Consider the following 15491-nt stretch of genomic DNA (forward strand, 5'->3'; position numbering starts at 1 on the left):
CGGGCCCCTACGACCTCGCGGCCCTTGCGGGAGCCCCGGCGGCGCCGGAGCGTGCCCGTCCTGCCGGTGATCCGCCCGATACCCGCGCCTCGGTCGCCGACGGCGCTCCGCCGGAGCCCGCCCGGGGGAGTGCCCTCACCCACCTGCGGCCTCCAGGCCACAGGTCGTGATGGAGGCGCGCACATCGTTCGATGACACCGCGCGGACCGCGGTACGGAGCCACGGGGGTGCCTGGTGCTGCTCGCGCAGTGGGGTACGGGGCTCGGGGCCGGTGCTGCCCGCGGAGCGCAGCACGGTGCCCGGGCGGTGCCCGGTCCTGCCGACGCTGCGCATACCCGGCCCTGGGCGGGAGTCCCCGAAAACACCGCGCGAAGAAGCGGTAACGGGGGTCCTGGGCGGGGTCCGGCCCGCGGAGCGCGGGGCGGTGTTCAGGGCCGAGGCTCTGAACACCTGGGGCGCGCGATGGCCGGCTCCGGGCGGAGCCCGATTCCGGGAAGGGGCGGGGTGGGGAGGTGCCGCGCAGCGGCCTCCACACGGCCGCAGCGGCCTTCACCCGTGCCGAGCCGTACCCGCAGCAATCCGCTTGTGCCCGGCGCCCGCCCGGCAGCCGATACCGCACCGACCGCTCCCAACCACCCCTCCCACAAGGCAATACCACTTTCGGGTCGTGATCGTTGAGATCTGCGGGCGCCCCATCGGGCCCCTCGTCACCGTTGGGTGACACCCGCGTCTCGCTCAAGGACCCGCCTCATGCCGCACACCCCGCCCCTCGCGGGAGGAATCACCGGCCCCGACGCCCTGCGCCCCCTGCTTGCTCTCGTGCTCGACGCCCTCGGCGAGGGCGCCGTCGCGCGCGGCGGGCCGGTGTCGGCCGGCGGGCCGGACGCCGTCGCCGCACGCGTGCGGCAGGCCGTTGGCGAGGTACTGCCGGAACACGGCGACGGCGCCGCGCACGCCCTGCGTACTCTCGTCCGCGCCGTCGCCCACGGCGCCGCCGACCCCGCCGACCCCCTGTGCGCGGCACACCTGCACACCCCGCCGCTCGCGCTCGCCGTCGCCGCCGACCTCGCCGCCTCCGCGCTCAACCCGTCCATGGACTCCTGGGACCAGGCCCCCGCTGCCTCCGAACTGGAGACCAGGGTCACCCGTGTCCTCGCGCGCGAGGTGTATCCGCGAGGTACCGCTCCCGACGCCCTGGTCACCACCGGCGGCACCGAGTCCAACCAGCTCGCCCTGCTCCTCGCGAGAGAGCGTCACGGAATGGTCCGGACCGTCTGCGGCGACACCGCCCACCACTCGGTGCGCCGCGCCGCCTGGCTCCTCGGTCTCCCCGAACCGGTCACCGCCCCCGTCCACGACCCGGCCGCACTCGACGCCACGCTCGCCACGCTCGCCGCCCACCACGGCCCCCCGCTCCTGGTGGTCGCCACCGCCGGTACCACCGACACCGGCCGCATCGACCCGCTTTCGGCAATCGCCGGCGCCGCCGACCGCCACGGCGCCGAACTGCACATCGACGCCTCCTACGGCGGCCCACTGCTCTTCAGCGCCGACCGCCGCCACCTCCTCGCCGGCCTCGAGCGCGCCCACTCCGTAACCCTCGACCTGCACAAACTGGGCTGGCAACCGGTCGCTGCCGGGCTGCTCGCCGTACCCGACGCCGGCCGCCTCGCACCGCTCGGGCACACGGCCGAGTACCTCAACGCCGAGGACGACACCGACGCCGGCCTGCCCGATCTGCTCGGCCGCTCCCTGCGCACCACCCGCCGGCCCGACATCCTCAAGATCGCCGTCACCCTCAGAGCGCTCGGCCGCGCCGGTCTCGGCGCCCTCGTCGACCGCACCTGCGCCGCGGCGCACGACCTCGCCGACCTCGTCGAGAAGAATCCCCGGCTGGAACTGTACGAACGGCCCACCCTCTCCACCGTCCTGTTCCGGCCCGCCGACGCCTCCGACGAGGAGACCGCCCAGATCCGGCGCACCCTGCTCACCGAGGGCCGAGCCGTCCTCGGCCGTGCCCGCGCGGATGGCCGGATCTGGCTCAAGGCGACCCTGCTCAACCCCCATACCACCCTCGAAGCCCTCGAAGCCCTGACCCGACTCGTGGAAGGCAGCACACCCCGATGACCGGCACGCCACCGACCGAACAGGCCGACCTGCCCCAGGACCTCGTGGGCGTCGGCATCGGCCCGTTCAACCTGTCCCTCGCCGCCCTGGCCCACGGCGTGCCCGGCGGACTCGCCGCCTGCTTCTACGATCAGCGGCCCGTCTTCCGATGGCACCCCGGCCTGCTCATCGAAGGCGCCACCCTCCAGGTCCCTTTCCTCGCCGACCTCGTCACCCTCGCCGACCCCGCCAGCCCCTGGACCTTCCTCAACCACCTGCGCTCCCGCGACCGGCTCTTCCCCTTCTACTTCGCCGAGCGGTTCCACATCCAGCGCGCCGAGTACGACGCCTACTGCCGCTGGGTCGCCGACAGTCTGCCCGGAGTCCACTTCGGCCACCAGGTCGACGCCGTCCGCTGGAATGCCGAACGGGGCCTGTTCGAAGTCGACTTCACCCAGCTCGACGCCGACGGCGAGGCCGAAGCCCTCGGCCGCACCTACACCCGCAACGTCGCTCTCGGCGTCGGCACCGAGCCCTACGTCCCGGAACCGCTGCGCCCCCTCGCCGACGCACCCTCCGCCCCGGTCATCCACTCCGCGGACTACCTCGACCACCGCGACCGGCTGCTGGCCGCCGAACACGTGACCGTCATCGGCTCGGGCCAGTCCGGAGCCGAGGTCTTCCTGGACCTGCTGCGCGCCCGGCCCTCCGGAGCCGAGAAGCTGCACTGGCTGGCCCGCACCGAAGCCTTCGCACCGATGGAGTACTCCAAGCTCGGCCTGGAGCACTTCACCCCCGACTACACCCACTACTTCCACGGCCTGCCCGAACAGACCCGCGGCGACCTCGTCCCCCGTCAGTGGCAGCTCCACAAAGGGATCGACGCCGACACCATCGCCGCCATCCACGACGAGCTCTACCGCCGCAGCCTCCACGGCGGCTGGCCCGACGCCGTCCTCACTCCCGGCGTCACGGTCCGCACCGCCGGCCGCGTCGCCGGCACCAAGGTCGAGCTCCACCTCGAACACACCCAGCAGGGCACCCGTTCCCGGCTCACCACCGACGCCGTCGTCCTCGCCACCGGCTATCGCGAACGCCCGCTCGGCTCCCTCCTCGCAGGTCTCGACCCGTACATGCGCACTGACAGCGCCGGACGGCACCTCGTCGACGCCGAGTTCCGGCTGCAGCTGGATCCGGCCGTCACCGGATCCGTGTACGTGCAGAACGCCGGACGGCACACCCACGGCGTCGGCGCCCCCGACCTCGGACTGGCCGCCTGGCGCAGCGCGAGCATCCTCAACACCCTCACCGGCAAAGAGCCCTACCCCCTGCCCCGCCGCACCGCCTTCACCACCTTCGGCCTCGACCGGCGCGAGGCGCCCGGCATCCCACGCCAGGCGCCCGCGCTCACCCCGCTGGAAACGGAGGTATGAGCCGTTCCGGCGGACGGGCCCTAGAAGACGGGCACACCGTCCCGGGTGAGCCTCCAGCCCACCGACGCGAACCGAGCCGGATCCACCGTGCCCTCCGCCTGCACCCAGGCGATGATCGTGTTCCGGATCTCCTCCGAGTTCGCCCACAACTGCCGGGACGCGGCCACATGCGGGAAGTTCCCGCCGCCGCTCGCCCGGTAGTTGTTGACGGCCAGCACGAACCGCGCCGCCGGATCGATCGGCGCACCCTCGAACGAGAGACCCGCGATCCGCTCACCCGCCGGCTTCGCGATGTCGATGTCGTACGTCAGTCCCGACACCGCGTCGTAGTTGTAGTCGGGCGTCCCGCCCGCGTTCGTCAGCTTCGACGTGTCGACCGGCGCCCCGGCCGGAGTCTGCACGTAGTACCGCGCGGAGAACTCCAGGTATTCCTTCAGCTGCGCACCCGTCATCAGCCGCGCCTCGAGTGTGTTCTCGAACGGATACAGCCCCGCGGCGTCCTTGATCGTCACCTTGCCCGCCGGGATCACCGCCGAACGGGAGAAGCACGACGCCTGCGACACCACCGGCAGCCCCGCGTACTCGCCGCCCGCCAGCGCGGCCTTCACCGTCACAGCCTGCACATGGTTGATCAGGTCGATGATCGGCTCGTCCCGCCACGGCGCGTCGGCCGTGGACATCGCCACCGTCGACGTGCCGATGATCTGATTGACGTACGCGACGACCTCCCTGTGCTCGTCACCCAACAGCCGGGTGATCTTCGGGTCCTCCGCGACCGTGTTGGAGTTCAGGACCTTCGCCGCGACCTTCTCGACCGTCCAGCGGCCCCTCTCCCACACCAGGTCGAAGTCGAACAGCGTCAGCCGCTGCCCCCACTTCAGCGGCTCGGAGAGCACGACCTGCCTGCCTGTCTCCTTGTTCGTGACGAAGTACTCCGGTATCTCGGTGTGCGCGTGCCCGACCAGGATCGCGTCGACACCGGGAACCTGCTCGGCCACCAGACCCGCCGCGTTCTCCACGTACGGGAGCTGGTCACCGTACGACGACGTGCCGCTGGAGCCCGAGTGCGCCGACACGATCACGACGACCGCTCCCATCGACCGCAGCTTCGGCACCCACTTCGCCGCCTGCTCCTCCAGCCCCGGGAACACCATCCTGCCGCTCACGTTCTGCTTGTCCCAGATCGCGATGCCCGGATTGGTCAGCCCCAGGACCGCCACCCGCACATCACGCCCGTGCGGCGTACGCAGCCGGTGCATGCTGTACGGCGGGAACGCCGGACACAGCGTCTGCGCATCCAGTGCGTTCGCCCCCAGCAGTGGGAAGTCGCACTGCTCCTCGAACTTGCGCAGCACCGGGATACCGTAGTTGAACTCGTGGTTGCCGAGCGCCGCGGCGTCATAGCCGATGGCGTTCATCGCCTGCGCCATCGGGTGCACCGGACCACTCTGCGCCGTGATCGGGTCGACCTTGGCGTAGTAGTACGACAACTGGGTGCCCTGGATCGTGTCACCGGCGTCGATCAGCAGCGTGTTGGGCCGGCCCTTCTCCTTGCGCACCTGGTTCACCAACGTCGAGATCTTCGCCAGGCCCACGTCGTTGTGTGCCTTGTCGTCGAACTCACGGTCCGTGAAATAGTCCCAGTTGAAGACATTTCCATGCAGATCTGTCGTGCCCATGACCGTGAACGAGTACCGCTTCCGCGGACGCCCGTGCCCATGGTCCTCGCCCCGCTCCTCGGCCACGGCGGGTGCGGCACCGGCACCCGCGACCGCGACACCCGCCCCGGCGGCGGCCGACCGCTCAAGGAACGCCCTACGGTTCAACGGCATTTCGTCTCCCTCGATCACCTGCGCAACCCACGTGCACAACGCGCGTAGATTCTGGCCCACGTGCCATTCCCGCAACACCCCTGCGGGGTTTCGATCCGATGTCCGACCCGGTCGTCACACCCGGATGCAAGAGTGGGACAACCAGCCCGGCGCACAAGGGAGCCACTCATGACCGATGCCGCACCCCCCACTCCCACCGCCCCGTTCGCCACCCCCGACCAGCCACGGGTCGCCGTACGAGGCGAGGCGCGCCTGGAATTCGACCCCGAGATCGCCCGCATCGGCATCAGCATCAGCGCCCGCGGCAAGGACCGCCGCACCGCCCTCGAAGACCTCACACGCCGCAACTCCGCCGCTCTCGACCTCGTCAAGACCTACGGCCAAGCGGTCGAAAAGCTCGAAACCGGCGCCTTCTCCGTCACCCCCGAACTCGCCCAGCACGGCCGCGGCGAACGTATTCACGCGTACCACGGCCGCGTCCACATCACCGCCGTGCTCAACGACTTCACCGCGCTCGGCGAACTGACCACCCGCCTCGCCGACCTGGAACTCACCCGCGTCACCGGCCCCTGGTGGTCACTGCGCCCCGACTCGCCCGCCCACGGTGAAACCCGCCGCCAAGCGGTACGCGAAGCCGTCCAACGCGCCCGTGAATACGCCGAAGCGATCGGTGGCCGGCTCTCCGCCCTCGTGGAACTCGCCGACATCGGAGCAGAAGCCCCCATGCCTGCCTACGGAATGCCGGCCGCACCCGGCTCCATGCGTGGCTTCGGCGGAGCCGCAACCGCAGAGGCGGCCCCCGCCCTGGACCTCGAACCACAACGCCAGACGCTTTACGCCCAGGTCAACGCCCGCTTCACCATGACACCGCCGCAACTCTGACCGCCATGCGTCCTGCGCTCATCGGAGCGCCCTCGCGCACAATTCAACACTTGTCAATAGCCTTTCATGCGAAGGCCGTTGAGTAGTCATACGCGACCAATTCTCTACCGACCGGTAAGACATAGGCTCGAAACATGCGCCGAGCGAAAATCGTCTGCACCCTGGGCCCCGCCACCGACACATACGACCAGATCAAGGCACTGGTCGAAGCCGGAATGGACATCGCCCGCTTCAACCTCAGCCACGGCACCTACGCCGACCACGAGGTGCGGTACCAGCACGTCCGCAAAGCCTCGGACGAAACGGGCCGCAGCGTCGGAGTCCTCGTCGACCTTCAGGGCCCGAAGATCCGTCTCGGCCGCTTCCGCGAAGGCCCCGTACTCCTTGAACGCGGGGACACCTTCACCATCACCACCGAGTACACCGAAGGCGACCGTCACACCTGCGGCACCACCTATCGGGGCCTCACAGCCGACGTCGCCAGAGGTGAGCGCATCCTGGTCGACGACGGCAAAGTCGCCCTCGAAGTCACCGCCGTCGACGGCCCCCGCGTCCGCACCACCGTCGTCGAAGGCGGCATGGTCTCCGACCACAAGGGCCTCAACCTCCCCGGCGTCGCCGTCTCCGTCCCCGCCCTCTCGGACAAGGACGTCGAAGACCTTCGCTGGGCCCTCGGTATCGGCGCCGACGTCATTGCCCTCTCCTTCGTCAGGAACGGCCGCGACATCGACGACGTCCACCGCGTCATGGACGAAGAAGGCCGTCGCCTCCCTGTCATCGCGAAGGTCGAGAAACCCCAGGCCGTCGAGAACATCGACGACATCGTCGCCGCATTCGACGGAATCATGGTCGCTCGCGGCGACCTCGGCGTCGAAATGCCCCTCGAACAGGTCCCCATTGTCCAGAAGCGAGCCATCAAACTCGCCAAGCGCAACGCCAAACCGGTCATCGTCGCCACCCAGATGCTCGACTCGATGATCGACAACTCCCGCCCCACCCGAGCGGAAGCATCCGACGTCGCCAACGCCGTCATCGACGGCACCGATGCCGTGATGCTCTCCGGCGAGACCAGCGTCGGCAAATACCCCGTCGAAACCGTTCGCACCATGGCCCGCATCGTCACCGCCGCCGAGGAGGACGTCCTCGACAAGGGCCTGCCGCCGCTGAACGAACGCAACAAGCCCCGCACCCAGGGCGGCGCCGTCGCCCGCGCCGCAGCCGAGATCGGCGACTTCCTCGGCGCCAAGTTCCTCGTCGCCTTCACCCAATCCGGCGACACCGTCAAACGCCTCTCCCGCTACCGCTCCCCGATCCCGCTCCTCGCCTTCACCCCCGACCCCGCCACCCGCTCCCAGCTCAACCTCACCTGGGGCGTCGAGACCTTCCTCGGCCCCCACGTGGAATCGACGGACGCGATGGTCGCCCAGGTCGACGAGGAACTGCTGAGGATCGGCCGCTGCCGGCGGGGCGACATCGTGATCATCACCGCCGGCTCCCCTCCGGGTGTTCCCGGCTCGACCAACCTGGTCCGCGTCCACCGCATCGGCGAGAGCCTGAAGTAGCGGGCGGCACCCAGTACTTCGGCCCGAGGCGCGCGTCCACGGGCTCGACGGACGCCGGTCGGGCGACGGAGATGCTGTACGGGCTGCCGTTGGGGGCGTGGTGCGTCCGCTTGCCGCATTGCTGCTGGGCACCGTTCGATGAGCCCCGTCCTGCTCTCGGAGCAGGTGCCATGGAGATCCATGGGTGCCACTCTGCGTGATCGCGGTGTGCCGAGTGGTGAAGAAGGGATGTTCACGAAAAGGTGAACATCCGCTTTTGGTGCCCGGTGTGGGATTCGAACCCACATGCCCTAGGGCACGGCATTTTGAGTGCCGCGAGTCTGACCAGTTCCTCCAACCGGGCAGGCGGGGAGCTGCAAGGGAGTGTACCGGTTCCCCGCAGTCCGTCGCCCCTCGGTAGGCTCTGAGGAGCACCCTGTCTTGAAACGAGGAGCCCCGTGACCGCCCCCGAGTCGCCCCAGCCCATCGCCGATGACGACGACAAGTCGCACGTCCCGCCGCTGACGACCCGTGTCGTCATCGCCGAGGACGAGGCCCTGATCAGGCTCGACCTCAAAGAGATGCTCGAGGAGGAGGGGTACTCCGTCGTCGGAGAGGCGGGCGACGGGCAGCGGGCGGTCGAGCTGGCGCGGGAGCATCGGCCGGACCTCGTGATCATGGACGTGAAGATGCCCGTCCTCGACGGGATCTCCGCGGCGGAGAAGATCGCCGAGGAGTCCATCGCGCCGGTGCTCATGCTCACGGCGTTCTCGCAGCGCGACCTCGTGGAGCGGGCGCGGGACGCCGGAGCCATGGCGTATCTGGTGAAGCCGTTCAGCAAGAGCGACGTGGTGCCGGCGATCGAGATGGCGGTGTCGCGGTTCACCGAGCTGAAGACGCTCGAGAAGGAGGTCGCTGATCTGTCGCAGCGGCTGGAGACGCGCAAGTTGGTGGACCGGGCGAAGAGCATTCTGCAGACGCAGTACGGGCTGACGGAGCCGGCGGCGTTCCGGTGGATCCAAAAGACGTCGATGGACCGGCGGCTGTCGATGCAGCAGGTCGCGGAGGCGGTCATCGAGGACGCCGAGGAGAAGAAGGCCGCGAAGGGGCAGTAGCGGCGGGCGAAGTCGGGCAGGGCCTCCGGTCACATGGTGACCGGAGGCCCTGTGATGTTCCTGGGGATGTTGTGAAGGAGGCTTTCGATTCGGCCGCGCGGCGGACGGCTGCACGCTACGGTGCGCGTTCAGGCAGGAGATGGCTGTCCGGTGAGACGGCGGGGCTGTCCGAGGTGTGTGGGGCGGGTTGCCCGGGGGCATGTTCCGACCGGACCGCAGGGGTGGCGGAGGCGAGAGATTGCCTGTTCAGGGCCTTGCGGAGGGGTGCGGCGCAGGGGTCGTGAAGATCGCGTAGAGGTATGTCGGGAAGTTCTGGATCACTGCTGAGATGTCCGGTCGCCGGTAAGGAGTGTTCTGTTTCCGGCACATGACTCAGGTCACAGGGCGATCACACATCGTTCGGTCACCTATCCGTGTGCCCGAACGCGCGATTACATTCCCCGCACACCGCACCGATTGGCGGTGTCCTGCGGAGAGAAACCAATCTCCTCCGCAGACAGATCGTTCGGGCGGCTCCAAGGGGTTCGTAGTGCTGAACAAGACCATCGTCAAGCTTGCTATACCGCTGGCAGCGAGTGCCCTCGCGCTGACCGCGTGTGGTGGCGACTCCGGCAGCGGTGACGGCGCCGTGAAGATCGCCTTCCAGGGACCGCTCTCCGGCGACAACGTCGCACTGGGCGAGAACATGCAGAACGGCGTCAAGCTGGCCATCGACCAGGCCAACGCCAAGGGCGACCTCGACTTCAAACTCGAGTACGTCGCCGGTGACGACCAGGGCCTGCCGGACAAGGCCACGGCCGCCGCGCAGAAGATCATCGACGACGAGAGCGTCGCCGCGGTGGTCGGCCCCGCCTTCTCCGGCCCGACCAACACGTCGTCGCCGCTGTACGCGGAGTCGGGTCTGGTCACGGTCTCGCCGTCGGCGACCAACCCGCTGCTGACGGACAAGGAGAACGGCTTCACCAGCTTCCTGCGCGGTGTCCCCAACGACAACATGCAGGGCGCCGGCATGGCGACCTACTACGCCAAGAAGCTGAAGGCCAAGAAGGTCTACCTGATCGACGACAAGACCGACTACGGCGTGGGCCTGGCGACTGTCGCCGAGAAGGGGCTGAAGGACGCCGGCATCACGGTCGTCAAGAAGTCCGTCCCGCAGAAGACGCCGGACTACTCCGCGACAGCGAAGGACGTCGTCAACTCCAAGGCCGACGCGCTGATCTACGCCGGTTACTACCAGGACCTGGCGCCGTTCGCGAAGAAGCTGAAGGACGCCGGCTACAAGGGCGCGGGCATCTCGGGCGACGGCTCGAACGACATGAAGTTCGTCGAGCTCGCCGGTGACGCCGCCGAGAACTGGTTCCTCACCTGCCCCTGCACCGACGCCACCGTCGAGGCGGGCACGAAGAAGTTCGCCGATGACTACCAGAAGGAGTTCGGCCGGGCCCCCGGTACGTACTCCGCCGAGGCGTACGACATCACCAACATGATCATCGCCGAGATCAAGAAGGCGGGCGCCGACGTCGAGCGCGAGGCTCTGCGCGACGCGCTGGCGAAGGCGTCGTACAAGGGTCTGACGAAGACCTTCTCCTTCGGTGAGAACGGTGAGTTCAAGGGCACCGACGTCTACCTGTACCAGGTCAAGGGCGGCAAGATCGGATACCAGGGCAACATCAACGAGCTGGCCGGCTGACGCTGGGGCTTGAGTGGCTGATGCCATGCGACCGGGGGCCGGGAGGCGGTTGTTCTCCCGGCCCCCGTCCGCGGAGTGGGGCGATCGGCCCCTGACTGGTTCGCCTCACTGATTCGAATGTTTCGCCCGCGGGCCGCCCTCGTCGCCACGAGCGCCGGGCCCGCTCAGCTCCCACAAGGAAGTCTGCTCCATGTCCCTTCAGGAATTCTGGGACTATCTCGTCCTAGGGGTGATGCTCGGCTCGCTGTATGCCGTCATCGCCATCGGCTACACCCTTGTCTACGGCGTGCTGCAGCTGATCAACTTCGCGCACAGCGAGGTCTTCATGCTCGGCGCCTACGGCAGTCTCATCGTCCTTCAGCTGGTCAATCCGGGGGACAATCCGACCGCTGTGGCCTCCATAGGCTTCGTCGCTCTCGCCATGGCGGGTTCGGCATTGTTCGGTGGTGTCACGGCGTACGGCCTGGAGAAGGTCGCGTACCGACCACTGCGCAGACGTGGTGCTCCACGGCTGATCTTCTTGATCACCGCGATCGGTGCCTCGTTCTTCCTGTACAACCTGGCCGGCAAGCTGTTCGGGCGTGACCCGTTGCCGCTGCCGGAGATGTACGACAACCACAACGTCTTCACGATCTTCGGCGCGGGCGTGAACATCACGCAGCTGCTGCAGTTCGCGACTGCCGTGGTCATGATGATCGGTCTCGACCTGGTCGTGAACCGGACCAAGCTCGGCAAGGGTATCCGCGCTGTCGCGCAGGACGCCGAGGTCGCGGGCCTGATGGGTGTCGACATCGACAAGGTCATCTCCCGCACCTTCATCATCGGCGGCGTCCTGGGAGGTGTGGCGGGCTTCCTGTTCGCCAACCTGAACCAGGTGTCGTACACGATGGGCTTCATTCCCGGCATCACCGCGTTCGCCGCCGCCGTCGTCGGCGGTATCGGCAACATCCGCGGTGCGATGTTCGGTGGCATCCTGATCGGCATCGTGGAGACGATGACGGTGCCGCTGCTCGGTGACGAGTGGCGCAGCGTCTCGGCCATGGTGGTGCTGATCCTGGTGCTGATGTTCCGCCCGATGGGCATCCTCGGTGAGCGAGTGGGGAGGGCGGCATGAGTACGACCGAGACTTCGAAGAGTCTGACGCCGTCTGCGGCGGCGAAGCTGCGCCGCACGGCGTGGTACCAGACGGAGCGTTACTCACGGCTGTGGGCGATGATCGCCCTCGGCGTGCTGTTGGCCCTGGTGACGGGCGAGCAGGGCAACACCCGTGACATCTTCTACTCCATCGAGTCGACGTTCACGGGCCCCAAGCTGTGGTTGTGGCTGGCCTTCACGGTCGGTGTGTGGGCGCTGCGGGAGTTCGCGGCGACGCCGATCAAGGGCGCCGCGACCAAGGCGAAGGAGTCGGCCAAGTCGGCCACGTCCGCCGGCCCGGTGGGCTCGCTGCGGACGCGGTTCCAGTCGGACAAGCGGTTGAAGCTGGGCGGTATCGCGGTCCTGCTGATCCTTGTCCTGGTCATTCCGTCGGGTCTGGAGCGGACCTGGCAGACGGTGCTGGTCGACCAGATCGCGATCTTCGCACTGCTGGCGATCGGCCTCAATGTGGTGATCGGCTGGGCAGGTCTGCTGGACCTGGGCTTCTTCGCCTTCTTCGCCGTGGGTGCGTACTCGACGGCGTACTGGACGGGCCGGCTGCCGATCGAGCCGCCAGTGGTGCTGAACAACTTCTGGGTCATTCCCGTCGCCGTCGTCACCTGTCTGATCTGCGGTCTGCTCCTGGGTGCTCCGACGCTTCGGCTCAGGGGTGACTATCTGGCGATCGTGACGCTCGGTTTCCACGAGATCATCTATCTGGTCGCCAAGAACGCGGACGGTCTGACCGGTGGTCCGCAGGGTGCGCGTCTGATCCCGGACTTCTCGATCGACTTCGCGGGCATCGAGTACAAGTGGTCGATCAAGCCGCTGCCTTACTGGTATCTGCTGGTCTTCTTCATCGTCCTGGTGATCATTCTGTTCTCGCGTCTCGAGCACTCGAGGGTGGGACGCGCCTGGACGGCGATTCGCGAGGACGAGATCGCCGCCGCGGCGAACGGCGTCAACACGGTGCAGTTCAAGCTGATGGCGTTCGCGATCGGTGCGTCGACGTCGGGTGTCGCGGGCGTGATCTTCACCAGCAAGTACGGGTACATCAATCCCGAGGTCTTCCCGCTGCTGCAGTCCATCCTGATCCTGGCCTACGTCATCTTCGGTGGCATGGGTTCGATCCCCGGTGTCCTGATCGGTACGGCGATCCTGGTGTGGCTGCCGGAGGCGCTGAAGGACTGGGTGGATCCGTCCGACCGGTACATGTATCTGGGCGCGCTGCTCGTGATCATGATGATCTACCGGCCGCAGGGTGTCTGGCCCTCTCGCCGAAGGCAGCGTGAGCTGAAGATGGCGGAGGAAGGCATCGGCGACGCGGACGCGATGTCCGAGCCGGCGGGAGGCAAGTTCTGATGAGCACCGATGTGAAGAGCGACGCGGCGGCGGGCGCGCAGCCGGCGGCCGGTGGTACCGACCTGGTGCTGCAGGCTTCGGACGTGACGCTGCGGTTCGGCGGTCTGACCTGCCTGGACCATGTGGACGTCAATATGTGCCGGGGCGAGGTCCTGGCGGTGATCGGGCCGAACGGCGCGGGCAAGACCTCGCTGTTCAACTCGCTCACCGGGGCGTACACGCCGCAGGAGGGCAGGATCGTCTTCCGTTCGAAGGACGGTGACGAGAAGTCCCTGCTGGGCAGTCAGCCGCATGTCGTCAACCGGATCGGTCTGGCGCGTACGTTCCAGAACATCCGGCTGTTCTCTGCGCTGACGGCGCTGGAGAACGTGAAGATCGCGGCGGAGACCCGTCTGAAGGCCGGACCGGTCTCGATCATGCTGGGTCTGCCGAATGCCCGGAAGGCGGAGCGGCTCAGTGACGAGCGTGCGCACCGGCTGCTGAAGTTCGTGGGTCTCGAGGACAAGCTCAACGAGATCGCGGGCAGCCTGTCGTACGGTGACCAGCGCAGTCTGGAGATCGCCCGGGCGCTGGCCACCGATCCGCAGATCCTGCTGCTGGACGAGCCGGCGGCCGGTACCAATCCGACGGAGAAGCTGGAGTTGGAGCAGCTGATCCGCCGGATCAACACCGAGCTGGGCATCAGCGTGCTGTTGATCGAGCACGACATGCGTCTGGTGATGTCGGTGGCGGACCGGGTGATGGTCCTCAACTTCGGCAAGAAGATCGCCGAGGGCACGCCGAGCGAGGTGCAGCAGCACCCGGCGGTTATCGAGGCCTACTTGGGCGCGTCGACGCAGGAGGCGGAGGCGGTGCAGGCCGTCATCGCGGAGCAGCAGGCGGCGGAGGCGGCGTCGGCCGAGTCCGCCTCTGACGAGACCGGCCCCGAGGAGCCTGTTTCGGACGAGCCTGCGGCGGCCGATGCGCCGGACGAGGCGTCGGCTGAGGCGGTGTCGTCGGACGAGGCGGCGCCGGGCAGGACCGCGTCGGACGAGGAGAGCGGCAAGTGAGCACCACGACTGAGCTGCAGAAGGACGCCGGCACGGCGGGCACTTCGGAGGAGACGCTGCTCGAGCTGGAGAGCATGCGGGTGTTCTACGGCGCCATCGAGGCGATCAAGGGCATCGATCTGACGGTGCGCAAGGGCGAGATCGTCGCTCTGCTCGGCGGTAACGGCGCGGGCAAGACGACCACGCTGCGCACCATTTCCGGGATGCTTCAGCCGCGGCACGGTCAGGTGCTGTACCGCGGTGAGCGCATCGACGGGATCAAGTCGCACGAGCTGGTGCAGTTCGGCATCGGTCATGTGCCGGAGGGCCGGCGTGTCTTCTCGACGATGACCGTGCGCGAGAACCTGGAGATGGGCGCGTACCGCTTCAGCTCCGTCGACTCGGCGGAGATGGACCGGGTGTTCACGCTCTTCCCGCGTCTGGCCGAGCGGCGCTCGCAGCAGGCCGGCACTCTGTCCGGCGGTGAGCAGCAGATGCTGGCGATCGGCCGTGCCCTGATGGGCAAGCCGGAGCTGCTGCTGCTGGACGAGCCGTCGATGGGTCTGGCGCCGCTGATCGTGCAGCAGATCTTCGAGATCATCGAGGAGATCAACAAGCAGGGCACGACGGTGCTGCTGGTCGAGCAGAACGCGACTCAGGCTCTTGGCCTGGCGAACCGCGGTTACGTCCTGGAGACGGGTGAGGTCGCGATGTCGGGTCCGGCGGCGGATCTGCTGGCGGACTCCAGGATCCGGGAGGCCTACCTCGGTGAGGGCGCGGCCTGACGGCCGGTGAAGCAGAGCGGGGCCGGGAAGCCTGGAGGCTTCCCGGCCCCGCTCCGTTGTGTTCACTCCTGGGAGAGGTCGCGCAGCAGGCAGGTGAGGCGTGCCGAACAGACCCGCTTGTCGTGCTCGTCGGTGATCACGATCTCGTAGGTGGCCGTCGACCGGCCGCGGTGGACGGGGGTGGCGACGCCGGTGACGAGGCCGGAGCGGACGCCCCGGTGATGGGTGCAGTTGAGGTCCACACCGACGGCGATCTTTGAGGGGCCGCCGTGCAGCATGGAGCCGACGGAGCCGAGGGTCTCGGCGAGGACGGCGGAGGCACCGCCGTGCAGCAGGCCGTAGGGCTGGGTGTTGCCTTCGACGGGCATGGTGCCGACGACGCGGTCCGCGGAGGCCTCGACGATCTGCACCCCCATGCGAGCGCCCAGGTTTCCCGCGGAGAACAGCGCGGGGAGGTCCATGCCGAGCTCGGCGTACTCGTCGATGACCCCTTGCGGGAACTTCACGCTGGTCTGCTCGCCCATGAGGCCGGCTCCGTTCGTCGTACCGTCTGGTCCTGGTGGTTGTCCGCTTGTCCTGCCGC

Annotated in this window: 12 protein-coding genes and 1 tRNA gene; 10 read left to right on the forward strand and 3 right to left on the reverse strand. The window is 68.2% G+C overall.

Annotation, left to right across the window (positions count from 1 at the left end; all coding sequences use genetic code 11):
• The first annotated feature begins 750 nt into the window (after window positions 1-750).
• Entirely contained in the window at window positions 751-2127 is a 1377-nt protein-coding gene (locus tag IE198_RS08260) for a pyridoxal phosphate-dependent decarboxylase family protein (RefSeq protein ID WP_189884268.1), read from the forward strand.
• On the forward strand, window positions 2124-3539 hold the full coding sequence (locus IE198_RS08265; protein WP_189884270.1) for a lysine N(6)-hydroxylase/L-ornithine N(5)-oxygenase family protein: 1416 nt from the start codon (window positions 2124-2126) through the stop codon (window positions 3537-3539). The genes IE198_RS08260 and IE198_RS08265 overlap by 4 nt, the downstream gene beginning before the upstream one ends.
• A gap of 20 nt (window positions 3540-3559) precedes the next feature.
• On the opposite strand, the gene IE198_RS08270 is transcribed toward IE198_RS08265, so the two are convergent.
• On the reverse strand, window positions 3560-5371 hold the full coding sequence (locus IE198_RS08270) for a bifunctional metallophosphatase/5'-nucleotidase (protein ID WP_189884272.1): 1812 nt from the start codon (window positions 5369-5371) through the stop codon (window positions 3560-3562).
• A gap of 168 nt (window positions 5372-5539) precedes the next feature.
• Here IE198_RS08270 and IE198_RS08275 point away from each other — a divergent pair, with 168 nt between their 5' ends.
• Window positions 5540-6253 (forward strand): SIMPL domain-containing protein, encoded by a 714-nt coding sequence (locus IE198_RS08275; RefSeq protein ID WP_189884274.1) that lies wholly within the window; start codon window positions 5540-5542, stop codon window positions 6251-6253.
• A 134-nt stretch (window positions 6254-6387) separates the two neighbouring features.
• The gene (gene pyk, locus IE198_RS08280; RefSeq protein ID WP_189884276.1) at window positions 6388-7815 is read left to right on the forward strand and encodes a pyruvate kinase; all 1428 of its coding nucleotides are present in this window, start codon (window positions 6388-6390) and stop codon (window positions 7813-7815) included.
• 257 nt (window positions 7816-8072) lie between these two features.
• On the opposite strand, the gene IE198_RS08285 is transcribed toward pyk, so the two are convergent.
• Window positions 8073-8158, reverse strand: a tRNA-Leu gene (locus IE198_RS08285).
• 94 nt (window positions 8159-8252) lie between these two features.
• Here IE198_RS08285 and IE198_RS08290 point away from each other — a divergent pair.
• The 6 genes from IE198_RS08290 (at window position 8253) to IE198_RS08315 (ending at window position 14908) form a co-directional block, all read left to right on the forward strand.
• A complete protein-coding gene (locus IE198_RS08290; protein ID WP_189884278.1) occupies window positions 8253-8909 on the forward strand; it encodes an ANTAR domain-containing response regulator in 657 nt (218 codons plus the stop codon).
• A gap of 529 nt (window positions 8910-9438) precedes the next feature.
• Window positions 9439-10599 carry a branched-chain amino acid ABC transporter substrate-binding protein gene (locus tag IE198_RS08295; RefSeq protein WP_189884280.1) on the forward strand — a complete coding sequence of 387 codons (1161 nt, stop codon included), beginning with the start codon at window positions 9439-9441 and terminating at the stop codon, window positions 10597-10599.
• 190 nt (window positions 10600-10789) lie between these two features.
• Complete coding sequence (locus tag IE198_RS08300) at window positions 10790-11713, forward strand: branched-chain amino acid ABC transporter permease (RefSeq protein WP_189884282.1); 924 nt, start codon at window positions 10790-10792, stop codon at window positions 11711-11713.
• Window positions 11710-13095 carry a branched-chain amino acid ABC transporter permease gene (locus IE198_RS08305; RefSeq protein WP_189884284.1) on the forward strand — a complete coding sequence of 462 codons (1386 nt, stop codon included), beginning with the start codon at window positions 11710-11712 and terminating at the stop codon, window positions 13093-13095. The genes IE198_RS08300 and IE198_RS08305 overlap by 4 nt, the downstream gene beginning before the upstream one ends.
• Entirely contained in the window at window positions 13095-14144 is a 1050-nt protein-coding gene (locus tag IE198_RS08310; RefSeq protein WP_189884286.1) for an ABC transporter ATP-binding protein, read from the forward strand. The genes IE198_RS08305 and IE198_RS08310 overlap by 1 nt, the downstream gene beginning before the upstream one ends.
• Complete coding sequence (locus tag IE198_RS08315; RefSeq protein ID WP_189884288.1) at window positions 14141-14908, forward strand: ABC transporter ATP-binding protein; 768 nt, start codon at window positions 14141-14143, stop codon at window positions 14906-14908. The genes IE198_RS08310 and IE198_RS08315 overlap by 4 nt, the downstream gene beginning before the upstream one ends.
• Window positions 14909-14970: 62 nt before the next feature.
• Here the strand turns inward: IE198_RS08315 and IE198_RS08320 are convergent, their stop codons facing one another.
• Window positions 14971-15432: a PaaI family thioesterase gene (locus IE198_RS08320; RefSeq protein WP_189884290.1), complete on the reverse strand. Its 462-nt coding sequence runs from the start codon at window positions 15430-15432 to the stop codon at window positions 14971-14973.
• Between the last annotated feature and the right edge of the window lie 59 nt (window positions 15433-15491).

The sequence above is a fragment of the Streptomyces xantholiticus genome, assembly GCF_014651015.1.
Taxonomy (GTDB): domain Bacteria; phylum Actinomycetota; class Actinomycetes; order Streptomycetales; family Streptomycetaceae; genus Streptomyces; species Streptomyces xantholiticus.

Excerpts from the sequence above, each read along its gene's own strand:
- IE198_RS08260 (WP_189884268.1), top strand. The coding sequence starts at position 751 with ATGCCGCACACCCCGCCCCTCGCGGGAGGAATCACCGGCCCCGACGCC.
- IE198_RS08265 (WP_189884270.1), top strand. The coding sequence starts at position 2,124 with ATGACCGGCACGCCACCGACCGAACAGGCCGACCTGCCCCAGGACCTC.
- IE198_RS08270 (WP_189884272.1), bottom strand. The coding sequence starts at position 5,371 with ATGCCGTTGAACCGTAGGGCGTTCCTTGAGCGGTCGGCCGCCGCCGGG.
- IE198_RS08275 (WP_189884274.1), top strand. The coding sequence starts at position 5,540 with ATGACCGATGCCGCACCCCCCACTCCCACCGCCCCGTTCGCCACCCCC.
- pyk (WP_189884276.1), top strand. The coding sequence starts at position 6,388 with ATGCGCCGAGCGAAAATCGTCTGCACCCTGGGCCCCGCCACCGACACA.
- IE198_RS08300 (WP_189884282.1), top strand. The coding sequence starts at position 10,790 with ATGTCCCTTCAGGAATTCTGGGACTATCTCGTCCTAGGGGTGATGCTC.
- IE198_RS08305 (WP_189884284.1), top strand. The coding sequence starts at position 11,710 with ATGAGTACGACCGAGACTTCGAAGAGTCTGACGCCGTCTGCGGCGGCG.
- IE198_RS08310 (WP_189884286.1), top strand. The coding sequence starts at position 13,095 with ATGAGCACCGATGTGAAGAGCGACGCGGCGGCGGGCGCGCAGCCGGCG.
- IE198_RS08320 (WP_189884290.1), bottom strand. The coding sequence starts at position 15,432 with ATGGGCGAGCAGACCAGCGTGAAGTTCCCGCAAGGGGTCATCGACGAG.